Below are 16887 nucleotides of genomic sequence, written 5' to 3'. Positions count from 1 at the left end.
ATACTCCTGCAAATTTCTAAACGTTCGGCAATATTCATTACTTTTGAACGTAATCAAAAAATCATGGCATGAGTGCAATTCCAAGTGTAAACCTTGAAGATTTTGTCTCTGGGGACCCCGCCAGAAAAGAAAAGTTTGTCAAAGAAATCGGCGCTGCTTTCGAGGATATCGGGTTTGTGGCATTGAGCGGTCACTTTTTATCAGACCAACTTGTTGATGACCTGTATTCAGAAATTAAAAAGTTCTTTCAGTTGCCCCAGGAAATCAAGGACAAGTATGAAATTGAAGGGATAGGTGGACAACGAGGATACACTTCCTTTGGAAAAGAACATGCCAAAGGCAAAAAAGAAGGAGATCTAAAGGAGTTTTGGCACTTTGGGCAATATGTGGAGGATAATCCAAAGTTGGAGGCCGAATATCCAGATAATGTAACCGTTACAGAACTGCCCAAGTTCAACGAAGTCGGCAAGGAGACCTATAAGATGTTGGAAAAAACGGCCCAATATGTCCTTCGTGCACTGGCATTGCATCTAGGGTTGGAAGAAACCTACTTTGATGAATATATTAAAAATGGAAATTCCATTTTAAGGCCCATCCATTACCCGCCCATTACCCAAGAACCTAAAAATGCGGTGCGGGCAGCGGCGCATGGGGACATTAACCTTATCACCTTGCTCATGGGTGCCCACGGAAAGGGGTTGCAAGTAAAAAACCATGAAGGACAATGGGTGGATGCCATTGCACAACCGGATGAACTGATGATCAATGTGGGCGATATGCTTTCACGATTGACCAACAACAAATTAAAATCCACCATTCACCAGGTGGTGAATCCTCCGAAGGAACTTTGGGGCACTTCTCGGTATTCCATTCCATTTTTTATGCACCCCATAAGCGAAATGCCTTTAAACTGCCTGGAAAATTGTGTGGATAAAGAACATCCTAAAGCTTTTGAAGACATCACCGCGGGGGAATTTCTTCATGAGCGATTGATTGAACTCGGATTGATAAAAAAATAGAATATGGACCTTAAGGACCAGCTCAAGAACCTGTTTCCAGATTATGTTCCCGAGGAAAACACGGAAAAGGAAAGTGAAAAGTCTGATTATTGGCTTCAGGACGACCCCATTATCTGCAAATATGAAAAACGAAAAGGAAAACCCATTACCATTTTGGAAGGATACAATGGTGCCGATTCGGATTTCAAAAAATTAGCAAAAGATCTAAAAACTTTTTTGGGTGTAGGCGGCAGCTTCAAGAACGAATCCATCATTATTCAAGGGGATTACAGGGATAAAATCATGGAGTTTTTAAAGGACCATGGATTTTCTGTAAAACGAGTCGGTGGATAGGGATTTGGAGCGATTTACTTGTTAAATTTTCATATTGAAAACCAATGTTTTACAAAAAATTTTTTGTGTTCTTGGCAGAGTACCTTACTTTTATTCTTCCTAACCAACGAAAACTGAACTGAAAATGAAATCACTGTTGCACATAACCAACGGGGACAGTTTCACGTCTAAATTACAATCGTTACAACTACAGGGAGATATTATTACATGGAGAGAGATGCTTTGCGAAGGCAAGACTTTGTGTACGGTTGGTAGTGAATCTTTCTGGAAAACACGATTTGAATTTTTGAGTAAAAACTACAAGATTTCCAAATCTTGGTTTGTTGAAAAAACACTCAAAGAGTACCGCTCTTTATGTAACCACAAACAGCAAGACCAGATTGTACTTTGGTTTGAATATGACTTATTTTGCCAAATCAACATGCTGGCCGTGCTAAGTTGGTTAAAAACCCACAGAAGGCATGCCGAAATCTCACTGGTCTGCAGTGGAAAAGAAGATGACAGCGATAAATACTATGGTCTTAGTGAATTGAGCGATGAAAAACTCTTAGAGCTTTACGAAAATAGGACCATGCTCTCCCAAGACGATATAGAATACGCTGATTATGTGTGGCAACTCTATTGCAGCGACAACCCAATCCGGCTGGAGAACCTCATCAACAACGATAACTTTCAGTTTGAATATCTTTCAGATGCCCTTAAAACGCATTTAAAGCGATTCCCAACCATAAAAAATGGTCTGAACGAATTGGAGAACCATATTTTGGACTTAGCGGCAACGCAGAAGCCAAAATCCAGAAAGGAACTTTTAGGAAACCTTTTGACAGACCAAGGATTCTATGGATTTGGGGATTCGCAATATGAGCGTATTATTACTTCTTTAAAACCCCTCTTCAGCTCTTTCAACCCTGTCAAATTGACCAAAAAGGGAATGGAAGTATTGGAGAATAAAAATAATTATTATTCACAAATACGTGATAATCAATTATATCTGGGCGGTTCCTTAAAGTATAATTTTCTATACAACACAGACACCAACCGTATTTTAAAACTCTAAATAGCATCCATGTCCTTAGGCAGCTCAGAATTGATTCTGAACCCTGATGGCAGCATCTATCATCTAAACCTTCTTCCCGATGATATTGCGGACATCATAATCACCGTGGGAGACCCAGACCGCGTACATGAGGTTTCCAAACATTTCGACTCTGTTGAACTGGAAAAGAAAAAGCGTGAATTTACTACCCATACCGGTATTCTTTCAGGAAAACGCATTACAGTTATTTCCACAGGTATTGGAACCGACAATATAGATATAGTTTTGAACGAATTGGATGCTCTGGCAAATATTGATTTTGTCACTCGGACCATCAACGAAAAAAAAAGACAGCTCAGTTTTATACGGATTGGTACATCGGGAAGTATTCAACCCAACCTCCCAGTTGACTCGTTTCTGTTAAGTTCATCAGGGGTCGGTTTTGACGGGCTCTTGCATTTTTATGATAGTGGACACGTCCGAAACGCTGATTTAGAATCCAAACTCAACGATTACTTAAGATGGAAGGAACAGAAAATCTATGCGTACGCCACTGATTTTGACGGGCAACTAGCAGGTAATTTCACTTCAAATCGTATACGATTTGGCGTAACAGCAACAAATTCAGGATTTTACGGGCCTCAAGGTCGAAACCTCCGGATAGCTACAGCCTTACCCGATTTTAATGCTCGTCTTGCTGGATTTTCCTATCAAAACCACCAAATCACCAATCTGGAAATGGAAACCGCCGGCATCTATGGGCTGGCAAAACTCCATGGACACCGAGCAATTTCATTAAGCGCCATACTTGCCAATAGAGCTACAGGGGAATTTTCAAAAAATGGTCAAAAAACAATTAATGACCTTATTCAATTTACATTGGAAAAAATAATCTCTTCTGATTTTGACTAACGTTTTTGTTGTATTATTTGCTCAGAGAAAAAAGATACCAAGTGGAATCAATATTTTTATAAACCCTTAAAAAAATCTCGTGAAGACTGTACGAATAATTGGAGTTCCAGAGCATTTTAACCTCCCTTGGCATTTGGCTATGGAAGATGGTGCTTTTGAAGATCGTGGCATTAACCTTGAATGGACCGATGTACCGGAAGGAACAGGCAAAATGTGTCAATTATTGGAAGATACCGAAGCGGATTTGGCCATAATTCTCACAGAAGGCATCATCAAAAGTATTTCGCAGGGGAATCCAAGTAAAATTGTCCAAGAATTTATTTCCTCTCCCCTTCTATGGGGTATTCACGTAGCAGCTGAAAGCTCTAGAAATTCCATTCAAGATTTGCAGGATGATAAAGTAGCCATAAGCCGATTTGGAAGTGGCAGTCACTTAATGGCCTATGTAAATGCCCAAAATCAAGGATGGAATCCCGAGAAATTGCAATTTGAAATCATAAACAATCTGGAAGGTGCTGTTAAAAGCCTCAATGAGGGTTCTGGCGCTTATTTCATGTGGGAGCACTTTACTACCAAACCCCTGGTGGATAAGGGTATCTTTAAAAGGTTGGGGGACTGCCCTACACCATGGCCCTGCTTTGTGATTGCCGCCACCGATTCGTTTTTAGGGTCTCAACCAGGAGTGTTAAAGCATATTTTGGAAGTCATCAATACCTATACCAAAGAATTCAAGCAAATACCTAGTATAGACCGCACTTTGGCCAACCGTTACGGTCAAAAACTGGATGATATTCAAAAATGGTTGCCCAAAACCATTTGGGGGCAACATCAACTATCGGAAGAAACACTACTGAACGTCCAAGAAAAGCTATTCAGTTTAAATTTGATTGAGGAGATTAAACAACCGAATACCTTCTTACATCCTAATCACTAAAAAAGTGCTTGGTCACCAAAGCCCGGAATTTAATATCCGACAAGGGTTTCTGAATCATTTCCGCAACACTGGGATGTGTCATGGCCATCGCATTATCATCAATGTCCATACTCGTTAGAACCACAATAACAACATCCTTTTCAAATCGGCCACCAAACTTTTCCGTATAGACATCCAAGAACTCCCAACCATTCATAACGGACATATTTACGTCCAACAACAGTAAGCATGGCAAATCTTCGCTGGGAGAAGCTTTTTCCAAAAACGCAATGGCTTCCTTGCCATTATTCACGTTGTTTACTTTTAAAGAACTGTCAAGTTGTCTAATAAAAAAGCTGTTGACCAAATTGGTGGTTTCGTCATCATCAACCAATAAAATAGATTTCAATCTCTCCAAATTGGGGCGTTTTCAGCTAAAGGGACCAAACATACAGAATTCCAAACAATTACAAAATCTGTTTAGCCGAACATCACCATTCTATGGATGTTCTCCCCATTTTTGATAATAAACCGTTGGTTTTACTAAAATGCTGGTTACCAAACCACAGTCCTCTATTGGCACTCAAAGGCGAAGGATGCCCTGAAGTTAGGATATGGTGCTTGCTCTTATCAATCAATGTCGATTTCTTTTTAGCGAAACCGCCCCAAAGCAAGAAAACAACTCCCTCCAATTCATTGGAAACCGTTTTGATGACGGCATCGGTAAACTGCTCCCACCCTTTGTTCTGATGGCTTCCAGCATTGTGCGCCCTAACCGTTAAGGTAGCATTGAGCAGCAGAACCCCTTGATTGGCCCATCGCTCCAAATTGCCGCTTTTGGGATAGGGTTTCTCCATATCAACTTTGATTTCCTTAAATATATTTACCAAGGATGGAGGATGCGGAATACCATCCTTTACCGAAAAACACAATCCGTTGGCCTGATTTGGCCCGTGGTAGGGGTCTTGACCAATAATCACCACTTTGGTTTCCTGGAATGGACAATAATCAAAAGCCGCAAAAATATCTTTTCCCTTTGGGTAACAGGTATGATTCTGATATTCTTGCCGCACAAAATCAGTCAATTGTTGAAAGTAGGGCTTCTCAAATTCGGGTTGTAAGTGTGCTTTCCAGCTTGGTTCAATGGAAACATCCATATATTATGTGTTCTTTTTGGTCAAAATATTCACAAAGCCAAAGAGTCTGGCTCATAATTGAGCAGAACATTCGTCTAGTCAAATGTACACATTACTATGGTTTTACTTTTTGGATAAGAAAAAACAGCAAAATTCTATATTTGTCTTGCTAACAGAAAAAGATGCGTAACATTCACCCAAAAACCCTTCAAGATCTAGAATTTCCCACGGTGCTGCAACAGCTTTCCGCCCGGTGCAATACCGAATTGGGGAAAGAAATGGCCTTGACCATAACGCCCATTTCAGACCAAGAGGTTTTAAAGGAAGTTTTGGGGCAGACCTCGGAGTATCTCGCCTCCTTTTCCAATGATAACCGGATTCCCAATCATGGGTTCGATACAATCAATTCGGAATTGTCATTGCTCAAGATTGAAAACAGCACTTTGGAAATTTCCGGGTTTAGAAAGATTGGAGGAATCTGCAAAACGGTGTCCATCCACCAGAAGTTTTTGAAGAAATTCAAGGAATACTATCCATTGCTGCATAAAAAATCGGATGCACTGGAAGCCAACACCGAAATTCCGGATGCCATTGACCATGTTATTGACAAATTTGGTGAGATTAAGGATTTCGCTTCGGCTGATTTACAACACATTCGCTCCCAAATCAATGAAGTCCGTGGTAAAATCAATCAAAGCTTCGGCGCGGCTTTGACCCGTTACCAATCCTCTGATTTTTTGGATGATATTCGGGAATCTGTTGTAGAAAATAGAAGAGTTTTGGCAGTAAAAGCCATGCACCGCCGTAAAGTAAAAGGCACAGTGATGGGTAGTTCAAAGACGGGCAGCATTGTCTATATTATTCCCGATACCACGGTAGGGTACACCCGCGAACTCAATAATTTGGAGTTTGATGAAAAAGAAGAAATACAGCGTATTCTCAATCAGCTTACGAATACCATCCGTCCTTTTGCTCCGTTGCTCAAGGAATACCAATCGTACCTTACAGATATTGACATCACAGCATCCAAGGCCAAATATGCTTCAGAAATGGATGCACTATTGCCCGAAATCAGTGAAGAGCGAGAATTATCCCTACGGGATGCCTACCACCCACTGCTTTATTTGACGAACAAACGCAAGAACCAAAAAACATGGCCGCAGACCATTCAACTGCATAAAGAAAACCGAATCATTGTCATTTCGGGACCCAATGCAGGCGGAAAAAGTATCACGTTGAAGACCATCGGGCTACTACAAGTGATGCTTCAAAGTGGACTATTGATTCCGGTTCATGAACGAAGTACAGTTTGTCTTTTTGATAAAATTTTGACGGATATTGGAGATAATCAATCCATTGAAAATCATCTTAGTACATATAGTTATCGCTTGAAGAACATGAACCACTTCTTAAAGCGCTGCAACGACAAAACCTTATTCCTTATTGACGAATTTGGTACGGGAAGCGACCCAGAATTGGGCGGGGCTTTGGCCGAGGCGTTCTTGGAAGTGTTCTATGAACGCGAAGCGTATGGAGTTATCACCACACACTACGCCAATCTTAAGGCTTTGGCCAACGAGTTGCCACATGCCACCAACGCCAACATGCGATTTAATTCCCAGACTTTGGAGCCGACCTTTCAACTAGTATTGGGTGAAGCTGGAAGTTCTTTCACATTTGAGGTAGCCCAAAAGAATGGCATCCCCTACTCCTTGATCAATAAAGCCAAGAAAAAGATAGAGCGTGGCAAGGTCCGTTTTGATGCTACGATTGCCAAATTGCAGAAAGAGCGCAATAAAATGGTTCAGACGGGTTCCAAACTCAAGGAAGAGGAATCCAAAGCCCGTGAAGAAGCCGATAAATTGGAGCAATTGAACTCCAAAATCAAATCTAAACTGGAAAGCTACCAAGAGTTGTACGACCACAACCAACGGATGATCCAATTGGGCAATAAAGTGAACAAAGCCGCGGAACAGTATTTCATCAATAACAAAAAGCGTCCCCTGATTTCCGAATTGCTGCGCATTGTGGAAACTGAAAACAGTAAACGTAAAAAAACTACTGCCCGTAAGGCAAAAGAAAAGCAAAAACAACAACAGCAGGTAGCCCAAGAACTGGAACAGAAAATCAAAAAAGTACGGGTAGAGAAAAAGGTGGAAAAGAAAAAGGCCATCCAAAAAGAAAAGAATAAGCCCAGACCTGTCTTTAAAATTGGGGACCGCGTCCGGCTCATGGACGGAAAAGCTGTGGGCAGCATCGACACCCTAGAAAAAGGTAAAGCAGTTGTTAATTACGGCATGTTCACTACCAACGTGAGCGTGGACCAATTGGAGTTGGTGGAGGCGAAAAAATAATTAATAAGAGTTCCGATATACTTAAGCGCCATTTTTTTTGCATAAACATTATCAATTTCAAGAATTTGAGAAGGCCCCCAAGCAAATTGAACAGTATTTTTCTATCTTGTTGAGCATATAAATTTTGCCCAACCTTATAAAAATGAAAAAAACACCCTCCTCCTCAAGTAGAAGAAACTTTATCAAAAATACAGCAATCGCCTCCGGGATTTTTATTGTACCTCGCCATGTTTTGGGCGGTCCCGGTTATTTAGCCCCTAGCGACCGCTTACATTTGGCAGCCATTGGCTCTGGTGGCAAGGGCGCGAGCGATATTGCCAATGCTTCGGTAAATGGCCGTGAGCGTGTGGTTGCGCTTTGCGATGTCGACTTTTCTGGGTCTGCAAAAAGCACAGTGGAGAAGTTTCCAAAAGCAGAGTTGTTTAATGATTATCGTGAAATGCTGGATAAGGTTAAAGGGATTGATGCGGTGACCATCAGTACTCCCGACCACGTACACGGACCTGCTGCTGCCTATGCCATGGAACGAGGCAAGCATGTGTACGTACAAAAACCATTGACCCACAATATAAGAGAGGCTCGCATATTGACCCAAATGGCCCGGGACAAAAAGGTCGTTACGCAAATGGGCAACCAAGGGGGTTCCAATCCCTTATTGGGCCTCGTGCAAAAGTGGGTCGATTCAGGCGCTTTAGGAAGAATCACCAAGGTGGAAATTTGGACCAATCGCCCGGTGTGGCCGCAAGGTTATGCTATGCCAGAGCCTAACCCTGACATGAAACCCGAAGATTTGTATTGGGATTTATGGCTGGGGCCCGCTCCAATGAAGCCTTACACTCCCAACTTACACCCTTTCAACTGGAGAGGCTGGTGGGATTACGGAACAGGCGCTTTAGGCGATGTAGGGTGTCACTTGATTGACATCCCGTACCGAACCCTGAACTTAAAATACCCCACCGCCGCAGAATGCAGTGTCGGAACGGTCTTCTCCCAAATGTGGAATCCCGATTACCATCCAGAAGGTTGTCCCGCCACTTCATTCATTACATTAAATTATGAAGCGACGGACAAAACTGGCGCACCGGTCACCATGACCTGGAGCGATGGTGGTATTCGTCCTTCCCATCCAGAAATTATTCCCGCCGATAGCGACATTGGAGGCCCTGGAAGCTACAATGGGGTATTGATTCATGGGGAACATGGTATCATTTCCACCAACATCAATGACAGTTCGCCACTCACTCCCAAGTTGTATATGAACAACGGGGTTACCGAATTTGGTCCCGAGGTCGAAGACATGCCAGAACCGGAATACGGTCACCAACGGAAATGGGTGGATGCCTGCAAAGCGGGGTTTGGAAGTCCCGAGCACCAAGGGTTGACCTCCTCTTTTAACTATGCCGGCCCCATGACGGAAACAGTACTTATGGGCAACTTGGCCATTCGTAGTTATATGTTGCGAAGAGAGAATGGTGAAGGCAATATGGAATTTTATGGCCGTAAAAAATTGTTGTGGGATGGGGAGAACATGAAAATCACCAATTTTGAGGACGCCAACCAGTTTGTTACCCGAACCTATCGGGAAGGATGGAAAGTGTAAGCCATACCCCTTGAATGAAATTCAAATATCAAAAAAGGCCGCATGATGCGGCCTTTTATTTTGCAGTGTTTCTAAGGGTCATTTTGACATTAAGAGGCAACGAAGATTGCCAAATCTGAACAAGAAGAGATTTCTCGTCGCTTCGCTCACTCGAAATGACAGCACCACAAGAATATGTGGAAATTCGTGCAATTCCTTCCTGCGGCAGGCAGGCGTGTCAAACTGCAAAAGTGCATTGATTCCGACCTACGCATGAATAAAACAACAGCCGGCATCAAATGGTTGAACCCACTTGAGCGGCCGACTGTGCTTTTAAAACCTAATTTACTTGATTCGGGTTATTTTAAAATGGGCGGTGATGCCCGCATTGAAGTTTAAGGTGTAGGTCTCTTCTTCGTTCATTTTCAAATCATCAAGTTTCACTGTGCCAGTATGTTCGCCTAAATTGGCATTGCCCAAAATCCCATTGTAGTCATACAGGTTTCCGTAGTATTCAATCTGGTCCACGGCCATATTAGGTCGGTAGGGTTTCAGCACGTACACTTCGCCAATGTTGTGGGTTTTATCATTCTGAACATCCACAAAGTTTGAAGTGCCTCTACTCCAATACGGACCATCATCAATACCATTGTTATTAATGTCCAAATAATCTGTGCCTACTTTCATCTTCATGTTCAAACTCCCGTTCACTTCGGTGTCGGATGGTTGGGTCCCCGTTATTTTATCAATTGTAACTTGAAACTCCGGGTACGCCACATCACAATCCCGTATTTGATATTCTGTTGACAGAACCACTTTGGCCGCTGGAAAACCTTCTTTAACATAGCTCAACTTATAGGCCAAGGGAGCACCAGGAGAGTCTTTGGAGTAATTACCGCCTTCAGCGATATACTCATAAATTTGAGCCGGGTTGTTCTCCACACCACTTATGGCCTGGGCAGCACTTTCACCCGACCCACCAATGATCAAAGCTTTAATACTAGAGTTGGTAATGATTTCCTTTGACTCGACATCCAATTCAAATTCACCTTCTTTTTTGCCGGCTTCGATGGCCGCATCAAAAGCACCTTTTACCTGAGATATGGTGGAATCGGATTCAATGGTATACAACACCATCCGACCATACGTGACTGAAGAGACATATACTGGATTGGTAGTCCCCAAAGTCTCCAAATTGGGAAGATTGGTAAACATATCGCTTGGAGATTTACCCGGCGAATCCAAATCCAAGGTGAAATAACGCTGAAGAAACTTTAGTACATATTTGTTTTTGTACGTAGAATTACTAAAATCAAGATTGGCCGAAACATCTTTGGTGGCATCCCTATAGTTGGCAGCAACAGCAACGGACAAATGTTCCTCGGAATATACTTCAGATTCGGTAACCACTAGTTGTGCAGGAGTGGCTCCCGTCACTTCCCGATTCAACAATTCATTGATGCCATCCCGCACCTCACTGAGTTTGTTAGGGTCGTTAACGGTAACACTAGACTTTCCCGTGATATTGCTCAACGAAATGGACATGGTGATAGGGGCCCTATCCGCACTGATTCTGGTATATTCTCCTGTAGGAATGGATTCTCCTTTTAGCATGGAACCCGGATAAATAACATCCGTGGTAGGGTCCAATGTAAACAATTCATTAAATCCGGGAGCTCCTTTATACGTCCGGGTCACACATTCCAAAGCAGTATCCTCGGTATCACGTTCAGGGTCGGTTGCGGCATCTTCTTGAACAGAAGTTTCAGTGGGTTGGCTAAAAGCCTGAAGTTGTGCCACAGCCGCATCGAACGCCTCCGCTTCATCGTTGGAGAACTTAGGTTGTTCGGGGCCAGGTTCAATTTCATCTTTACTGCAACCATTACAGGCTATAAACACAAGACTCAATATTGAAACGTAGAGTCCTAGGGTTAGGGGTGATTGTTTTGTTTTCATAACTATTTGGTTTTATGGGTTCAACACTGCCGAAATTAGACCCCAATCCCCCACCAGCCTATTTTTGGGCATGGACAAAGTATGGACAGCATTCATGGATTCCGACAAAATCAGGCATGGACATCGCATTTTCACAGAATATATTTTTCATCGATTAAACCCTTTAAAATCAACACATAATAGAAATAAATCGCAAGAAATATCCTTAAGATTTCATGGACTTTTTATGGACAACTGGAACTTTGAGCATAGAAACGACTGTTTGCCCAATGGAATTAATCGGTATCTTGGTAAAGCAATCAACCTCCCGCCATGAAACGATTTCTTTTGCTCTTTGTCTGTTTTTTGATGACCCAATTTGGTAGTTATGGGCAATATGATGCCAGTCCCCAACTTATTGACAGCTTATTGAACGTCTTACAAAAATCTCCAATTGATTCTTCCCGCACCCCTATTTTGGTCAACCTCTGGAGAGCGCACATCAACAGGGATATAGATAAAGCCTTCGGTTACGCGAACCAACTCATTGATTTGGGAAAGAAACTGGACAACGTTCCTATTCAACATACCGGTTACCAACGGATGGGGATTGCCTATTCCTATATTGATGATTATCCATCTTCCAATAATTATTACAGGAAAGCCATGGAGTTGAGCGAAAAAGCCCAAGAATATAGCTCTACCGCCGCCATGCAAATCAACATCGCCATTAACCATTCTATCATGAGCCAGCATGACAGTACCTTGTTCTATGCCAACAAGTCCATGGAGAATTTTGCAAAGGAGCAAGATTCCACAGGAATTGCGGCCTGTTATAATGTTATTGCCGGAATGCATTTCTCCAAAGGTGCGTATCGATTGTCCTTGGAAAACAACCTAAAGGCCATGGACATTTACGAACGCTATGACGACCGGAACAGCTTGAAAGATGCTATGCGGGGAATTTCCCGTAATTATTTGAAGATGCGCGATACCACAAACGCCATCAACTATCTGTTACAATTGGAACAAATGAACAGGCAGGATAATGATAAACATGGCATTATTGCCTCCCTTACCAATTTGGGTAATATATACTTGACTAAAAAGGATAGTCTGGAAACTGCCAAAAAACAATTTGATGAAAGTTGGGAGCTCTCCCAAAGCATGAAATATCCATTGGGCCAGATAAACACCTTATTTGGATTGGGGAGATACTATCAACTAAAAGGCGACTTTCCTGAAGCCAAAACATACTTTAATCGGTCACTTTTCCTAGCGGATTCAATAGGTCAAACAGTGAACGTGGTTGCTAACCAAATCCATGTAGCCGAGATTGCAACGGAAGAGAATGCACTGGACGAAGGAACGTCATGGGCCCAAAAAGCCTTATCCCTTGCCACAGAAAACGAACTTTTGGAAAATCAGGCCAGGGCAAATCAATTGTTGTCGGAAATAGCCCATAAACAAAAAAAGGAAGGTTTGGCATTGACCTATTTTAAGGAATACAAAACCCTGAACGATAGCATTTACAATATTGAAAACGGACAACGCCTTTCCGAACTCCAAACCATCTACGAAACCGAAAAGAAAGAAGCCGAAATCGCTCTACAAACAGAAGAAATCAACACCCTCAACGAAAAGGCAAAAGTGGACAAACTTACCAAGGGTCTTTACGCCGGGGGCATGGCCTCTGCCCTAGCATTGTCTGGGTTATTGGTATTTGGGTTTCGCCAGCGGATGAAGAAAAACCGAATTGCCCGAGAAAAACAGGAGGAAATCTACAAGCAAGAGATTGCCCATAAAAAGAAGGAACTGGCCAGCCAAACCCTGCATTTGGTGCAGAAGAACACCTTTATCCAAGAGTTGATGGAAAATCTGGAGAGCATTAAAAACTCCCCAGAAAAATTTAAGATGGAGTTTCGGCGGATTGTGATGCTGCTCAAAAAAGAGAATGCTTCGGACAAGGATTGGGAGGTATTCAAAACCTATTTTGCCGAAGTGCACAACGATTTTGACCAAAAACTCAAGACCCTCTACCCCGATATTTCAGAAAAGGAAATACGTTTGGCCGCTTTTCTGCGGATGAACCTCACCACCAAAGAAATTGCAGCTACGCTGAATGTACTTCCGGATAGTATTCTAAAATCCAAATACCGCCTCAAAAAGAAACTGGAACTGGACAAAGAAACGGATTTGGTGAGTTTTTTGAATTCGCTCTAACTGTTACCAATGTCAGTTCGAGTGATTTTCGAAGAAAATTGTATCGAAAACCCAACCCAAAACATTGTCAGTTCGAGTGGTTTCAGAAGGAAATCGTACCTACCTGCTGGCAGGTAGGTAGAGAACTAAAATTTGATTCTCGATACAAATTCAGCACAAGACCTTCGGCTGAATTCACTCGAAATGACAAATTTTATCAAAAGACCTCTATACGGTTGAAACCAATGTCTTTTCGACATAAGGAGTGCAACGACGATTGAGAAATCTAGATGTGTTTTATTCCTTTTGTGCGTAGGTGGAAATAAGAAAAGTGATCCCAGTTCTGCAATAAGTGTTGGCTATTTGCTTAGAATACACGAACTTAGGCTCTCTCCCCCATTTAACTATTTCATTTTCAATCTACTTTACGGTATGAAAGCCACCTCAGAAAACCGATATTTTATCTTTTCGGCCATTTGGTTTCTCCTCATTGTATTTTGGGGGTTTGCGCCTTCCTTCTACCTCTCCAAATATTTTGATAACCCCGAACCGCTTCCCGTTCATCTTTTCATTCATGGAATATCGTTTACCCTCTGGGTCTTGCTGTATGCGGTGCAAGTATTTTTAATCCGTTACCGAAACTATAAAACACACATGACCTTGGGTATCCTTGGAGTTGTCATCATGGCTGTAATGATTCCAACCGGCTTCTTTCCGGTCGTCTACAAAGCGTATGTGGGCACCAATACCGTTGATGTTGCAGGACACAATGTATTTCGTCTACTGTCTGCCTATATCCTGTTCGGTTTTGCATTTGCCTACCGAAAAAAAGCCTTTCTGCACAAGCGATTGATGTTAGGCTGCATGGTAATGTGCACCAGTGCTGCTATTTTTAGGGTGTCCTTTGATTTTGGCCTTCAGGCTAGTCAGTTGTTCAACAAAGGCATACAGATTTTCCCGGCAGCCGTTTTGTTTCTTTTTGATTTCGTAAAACTAAAAAAAGTGGTCTGGGTCGATTTAATTACCCCTGTACTCGTTTTGGGCATTTTCTTCTTCGCCGATTACTTCTGGTTGTCCCCAATGGGGGCTGCTTTTATGGATATGTTAGCAGCCATTTTTGTAAAACCCTTTCTTTAGTTCAGACTACAGATTTCAGACATCGGATATCAGGCTTCTGACTTCTGACCCCCAACCTTTCAATTATCCAACCATCCCATAAAACATACCCGTATTTTAACTATATTCACTAGCACAATTTATCACGAACAGCACACTAAACAACATCATATGAAAACAAAAAGCACACTCCTAGCCTTGGCCCTGATCATCGTATTTGCCTTTGCCAAAAACGAAACTGCCGATTACCCCAAAATTGAAAAGGGCATGATTAAAATGACCATTTTCTACCCCAATGCCGAAGACGCAACCTTTAACATGGACTATTACATCAACAACCACATGGCCATGGCGGCCGATCTTATGGGCGATGACCTAAAAGCCATGATGATCGACAAGGGCCTCTCGGGTGGAGCGCCAGACAGCCCCTCCCCTTATGTAGCCGTAGGCTATTTTTATTTTGAAAGCATGGAAGCCTTCCAAAAGGCCATGGGACCTATTGGAGACAAACTACGGGCCGATGTTCCCAACTACACCAACATACAACCCGTGATTCAATTTAGTGAGGTGCAGACTGTGCAATGATTTTTAAAGTGTCACCTCGAGCGCAGTCGAGAGGTCATTACAGTACGCGTCATGCAAGCTGTTCTCGACTGCGCTCGAACTGACATTCGGGTTAATAACTTCTAACTTCCCTCCTCCAACTTCGTACCTCACGCATTGATGCGTTCAATACACTCCCAAAGCCCCTTTACGGTAAAGAGAGCATCTTTTTCTGCCTCATCCAAGGGTTCGTGGGAATGGTAAATGGTAATGTCGTGGAGCAGTTTTAGGCATTTTACCAGATCGGGGCCATCTAGGTAATCGGTGTACTCCAAGAGCTGCTCTTGGGCCGGGCTAAGTTCTCGGGTGATTTTGGGTGCGCTCAGCGCGGCATCGGTACTACCCTGCTGACAATGGGGGCTGTTTTTTTGACCATCTTGTGCTGACATAAATAAGAGGATTAAAAATTAAACAAAGAGGGAAGGTCACCGTCAACACATTCCAAGCAATGCTTAGATAGGTCTCGGGACTTGCACCCGTATGCCTTCCCAGTTTCTTTTGTTTAAACCGATTTCGAGATTTTCGCATTGCGAGATTATAAAATGTGTTGACGGAGCAAATATACATTTTAAAAGTTTTGGTTGATAAATCTTGAAAAGTTTTGATTGTAACCTATTGGTTTTGAGAAGGTAATGAGTGAAATTTGGCGGTTAACAGATGTATTTTACATCCCATCAAACAAGTTAGTAAACATTTGAAGAAACAATGAAATCAGTAAAAGATTTGATATACTTCGATTACGACAAAGCCAAATCACTTAATAGCCAATTGAGTGGAGGAATTGTTAGCGAAATAACTAGAGCAATCGAAGAACAAGGCGGACTTCAATCTGAATTTGGTTTTGACATTAAATTATTAAAAGCAAAAGTTGGAGCAGCAGCAGACGAGAAAACAATAAAAACTGAAAGAATTGAACTCTATCACGAATTATTGAATGAGGTAGAAAATAAGCTGAATGACAATAGAGTACTAAAAGACTTAAATCAAGCTTTGACAACTGACGGAAAAAGTTTTGATGAATTTTTAGAAAATGTTCTAAAATACACATATATAAAAGCTACGGGTTGGAGTTCATTTGAAGATTACGGGAGATTTAAAAATATAATGTCAAATTTTAATGATGTTCAAAGATTAATATATGCTTCCGCATTAGAAGACAATCCAGAAATTGTTGCACATAAGAAACAAATAAGTGAATTAAAACGGTCACTAAAAAAATCACAAAACCACAAAGAATTAAACAGACTAAAAGCCGCTGAAAAAAACTTTGACAAAATAATCGAAGAACACTCGGAGGCACAATTACTTGATGAAACATTTGTTGAAAGAGTAAAGATTTTCCTTGACACCTTTTCACCAAATCGACTAAACTTTAGACTTGCACCTTTTGATGATTTTTCTGAGTTTCAAATATTGGCGAATTTAAAAAGTCAATATTTGGTAAATGGTGATTTTGAGAATGTCATTTACACATATGGAAGTAGACCAAATATAAAGCTATCAGTTTTCGGAGTAATAACTTCTTGTCCGCAAGAGAATGATGTTCGAGTTGACTTGAATGAGGAATACCTTGCTTTTGATGAGAATGAATTAACCGAAGAAGCTGTTTACGACAAAGCTTTTAGAAATATGTTTGCATCATTCGAGAATTTTGAAAAATTCTTTTTTGTACCAAGCTATCCGAAAATAGCTATTAGTCCAATAGGAATTTACAGAGAAGTTATTATGGAATAAAAATTTTTACCAAAT

The 16887-nt window shown here is 41.7% G+C and carries 15 protein-coding genes; 11 read left to right on the top strand and 4 right to left on the bottom strand.

Annotation, left to right across the window (positions count from 1 at the left end):
• Window positions 1-68 precede the first annotated feature (68 nt).
• From ACFOWS_RS08630 to ACFOWS_RS08610, 5 genes are all read left to right on the top strand, one after another.
• A complete protein-coding gene (locus ACFOWS_RS08630; RefSeq protein WP_379763546.1) occupies window positions 69-1019 on the top strand; it encodes an isopenicillin N synthase family dioxygenase in 951 nt (316 codons plus the stop codon).
• Window positions 1020-1022: 3 nt separating this feature from the next.
• Complete coding sequence (locus ACFOWS_RS08625; protein WP_379763544.1) at window positions 1023-1352, top strand: translation initiation factor; 330 nt, start codon at window positions 1023-1025, stop codon at window positions 1350-1352.
• A 124-nt stretch (window positions 1353-1476) separates the two neighbouring features.
• Entirely contained in the window at window positions 1477-2409 is a 933-nt protein-coding gene (locus ACFOWS_RS08620; RefSeq protein WP_379763542.1) for a DUF1835 domain-containing protein, read from the top strand.
• Window positions 2410-2418: 9 nt separating this feature from the next.
• Complete coding sequence (locus ACFOWS_RS08615) at window positions 2419-3300, top strand: nucleoside phosphorylase (protein WP_379763540.1); 882 nt, start codon at window positions 2419-2421, stop codon at window positions 3298-3300.
• 79 nt (window positions 3301-3379) lie between these two features.
• Window positions 3380-4234 carry a substrate-binding domain-containing protein gene (locus ACFOWS_RS08610; protein WP_379763538.1) on the top strand — a complete coding sequence of 285 codons (855 nt, stop codon included), beginning with the start codon at window positions 3380-3382 and terminating at the stop codon, window positions 4232-4234.
• On the opposite strand, the gene ACFOWS_RS08605 is transcribed toward ACFOWS_RS08610, so the two are convergent.
• Both ACFOWS_RS08605 and ACFOWS_RS08600 read right to left on the bottom strand, forming a co-directional pair.
• Window positions 4224-4622 (bottom strand): response regulator, encoded by a 399-nt coding sequence (locus ACFOWS_RS08605; protein WP_379763536.1) that lies wholly within the window; start codon window positions 4620-4622, stop codon window positions 4224-4226. The genes ACFOWS_RS08610 and ACFOWS_RS08605 overlap by 11 nt on opposite strands.
• A gap of 82 nt (window positions 4623-4704) precedes the next feature.
• On the bottom strand, window positions 4705-5370 hold the full coding sequence (locus tag ACFOWS_RS08600) for a uracil-DNA glycosylase (RefSeq protein WP_379763534.1): 666 nt from the start codon (window positions 5368-5370) through the stop codon (window positions 4705-4707).
• A gap of 161 nt (window positions 5371-5531) precedes the next feature.
• Here ACFOWS_RS08600 and ACFOWS_RS08595 point away from each other — a divergent pair, with 161 nt between their 5' ends.
• Both ACFOWS_RS08595 and ACFOWS_RS08590 read left to right on the top strand, forming a co-directional pair.
• Window positions 5532-7703: an endonuclease MutS2 gene (locus ACFOWS_RS08595; protein ID WP_379763531.1), complete on the top strand. Its 2172-nt coding sequence runs from the start codon at window positions 5532-5534 to the stop codon at window positions 7701-7703.
• 142 nt (window positions 7704-7845) lie between these two features.
• A complete protein-coding gene (locus ACFOWS_RS08590) occupies window positions 7846-9303 on the top strand; it encodes a Gfo/Idh/MocA family protein (RefSeq protein WP_379763529.1) in 1458 nt (485 codons plus the stop codon).
• Between the two features lie 324 nt (window positions 9304-9627).
• Here the strand turns inward: ACFOWS_RS08590 and ACFOWS_RS08585 are convergent, their stop codons facing one another.
• Window positions 9628-11238 carry a thiol-activated cytolysin family protein gene (locus ACFOWS_RS08585; RefSeq protein ID WP_379763527.1) on the bottom strand — a complete coding sequence of 537 codons (1611 nt, stop codon included), beginning with the start codon at window positions 11236-11238 and terminating at the stop codon, window positions 9628-9630.
• A gap of 312 nt (window positions 11239-11550) precedes the next feature.
• Between ACFOWS_RS08585 and ACFOWS_RS08580 the strand changes: the two genes are divergently transcribed.
• The 3 genes from ACFOWS_RS08580 to ACFOWS_RS08570 all read left to right on the top strand — a co-directional run bounded on the left by ACFOWS_RS08580 (window position 11551) and on the right by ACFOWS_RS08570 (window position 15120).
• Entirely contained in the window at window positions 11551-13440 is a 1890-nt protein-coding gene (locus ACFOWS_RS08580) for a tetratricopeptide repeat protein (RefSeq protein ID WP_379763525.1), read from the top strand.
• A 411-nt stretch (window positions 13441-13851) separates the two neighbouring features.
• On the top strand, window positions 13852-14556 hold the full coding sequence (locus ACFOWS_RS08575; protein ID WP_379763523.1) for a hypothetical protein: 705 nt from the start codon (window positions 13852-13854) through the stop codon (window positions 14554-14556).
• Between the two features lie 150 nt (window positions 14557-14706).
• On the top strand, window positions 14707-15120 hold the full coding sequence (locus ACFOWS_RS08570) for an EthD family reductase (RefSeq protein ID WP_379763521.1): 414 nt from the start codon (window positions 14707-14709) through the stop codon (window positions 15118-15120).
• Window positions 15121-15248: 128 nt separating this feature from the next.
• On the opposite strand, the gene ACFOWS_RS08565 is transcribed toward ACFOWS_RS08570, so the two are convergent.
• Window positions 15249-15527 (bottom strand): hypothetical protein, encoded by a 279-nt coding sequence (locus tag ACFOWS_RS08565; protein WP_379763519.1) that lies wholly within the window; start codon window positions 15525-15527, stop codon window positions 15249-15251.
• A gap of 316 nt (window positions 15528-15843) precedes the next feature.
• Here ACFOWS_RS08565 and ACFOWS_RS08560 point away from each other — a divergent pair, with 316 nt between their 5' ends.
• Window positions 15844-16872 (top strand): DUF6414 family protein, encoded by a 1029-nt coding sequence (locus ACFOWS_RS08560; protein WP_379763517.1) that lies wholly within the window; start codon window positions 15844-15846, stop codon window positions 16870-16872.
• The last annotated feature ends 15 nt before the right edge of the window (window positions 16873-16887 follow it).

This window comes from Flagellimonas marina (assembly GCF_042651185.1).
GTDB lineage: Bacteria > Bacteroidota > Bacteroidia > Flavobacteriales > Flavobacteriaceae > Flagellimonas > Flagellimonas marina.
This window is presented reverse-complemented; position numbering and strand designations above follow the sequence as displayed.

What these genes read in the sequence shown, in the direction of transcription:
- ACFOWS_RS08590 (WP_379763529.1), top strand. Translation starts at nt 7,846, where the DNA reads ATGAAAAAAACACCCTCCTCCTCAAGTAGAAGAAACTTTATCAAAAAT.
- ACFOWS_RS08620 (WP_379763542.1), top strand. Translation starts at nt 1,477, where the DNA reads ATGAAATCACTGTTGCACATAACCAACGGGGACAGTTTCACGTCTAAA.
- ACFOWS_RS08615 (WP_379763540.1), top strand. Translation starts at nt 2,419, where the DNA reads ATGTCCTTAGGCAGCTCAGAATTGATTCTGAACCCTGATGGCAGCATC.
- ACFOWS_RS08570 (WP_379763521.1), top strand. Translation starts at nt 14,707, where the DNA reads ATGAAAACAAAAAGCACACTCCTAGCCTTGGCCCTGATCATCGTATTT.
- ACFOWS_RS08580 (WP_379763525.1), top strand. Translation starts at nt 11,551, where the DNA reads ATGAAACGATTTCTTTTGCTCTTTGTCTGTTTTTTGATGACCCAATTT.
- ACFOWS_RS08600 (WP_379763534.1), bottom strand. Translation starts at nt 5,370, where the DNA reads ATGGATGTTTCCATTGAACCAAGCTGGAAAGCACACTTACAACCCGAA.
- ACFOWS_RS08625 (WP_379763544.1), top strand. Translation starts at nt 1,023, where the DNA reads ATGGACCTTAAGGACCAGCTCAAGAACCTGTTTCCAGATTATGTTCCC.
- ACFOWS_RS08575 (WP_379763523.1), top strand. Translation starts at nt 13,852, where the DNA reads ATGAAAGCCACCTCAGAAAACCGATATTTTATCTTTTCGGCCATTTGG.
- ACFOWS_RS08595 (WP_379763531.1), top strand. Translation starts at nt 5,532, where the DNA reads ATGCGTAACATTCACCCAAAAACCCTTCAAGATCTAGAATTTCCCACG.
- ACFOWS_RS08565 (WP_379763519.1), bottom strand. Translation starts at nt 15,527, where the DNA reads ATGTCAGCACAAGATGGTCAAAAAAACAGCCCCCATTGTCAGCAGGGT.
- ACFOWS_RS08560 (WP_379763517.1), top strand. Translation starts at nt 15,844, where the DNA reads ATGAAATCAGTAAAAGATTTGATATACTTCGATTACGACAAAGCCAAA.
- ACFOWS_RS08630 (WP_379763546.1), top strand. Translation starts at nt 69, where the DNA reads ATGAGTGCAATTCCAAGTGTAAACCTTGAAGATTTTGTCTCTGGGGAC.
- ACFOWS_RS08585 (WP_379763527.1), bottom strand. Translation starts at nt 11,238, where the DNA reads ATGAAAACAAAACAATCACCCCTAACCCTAGGACTCTACGTTTCAATA.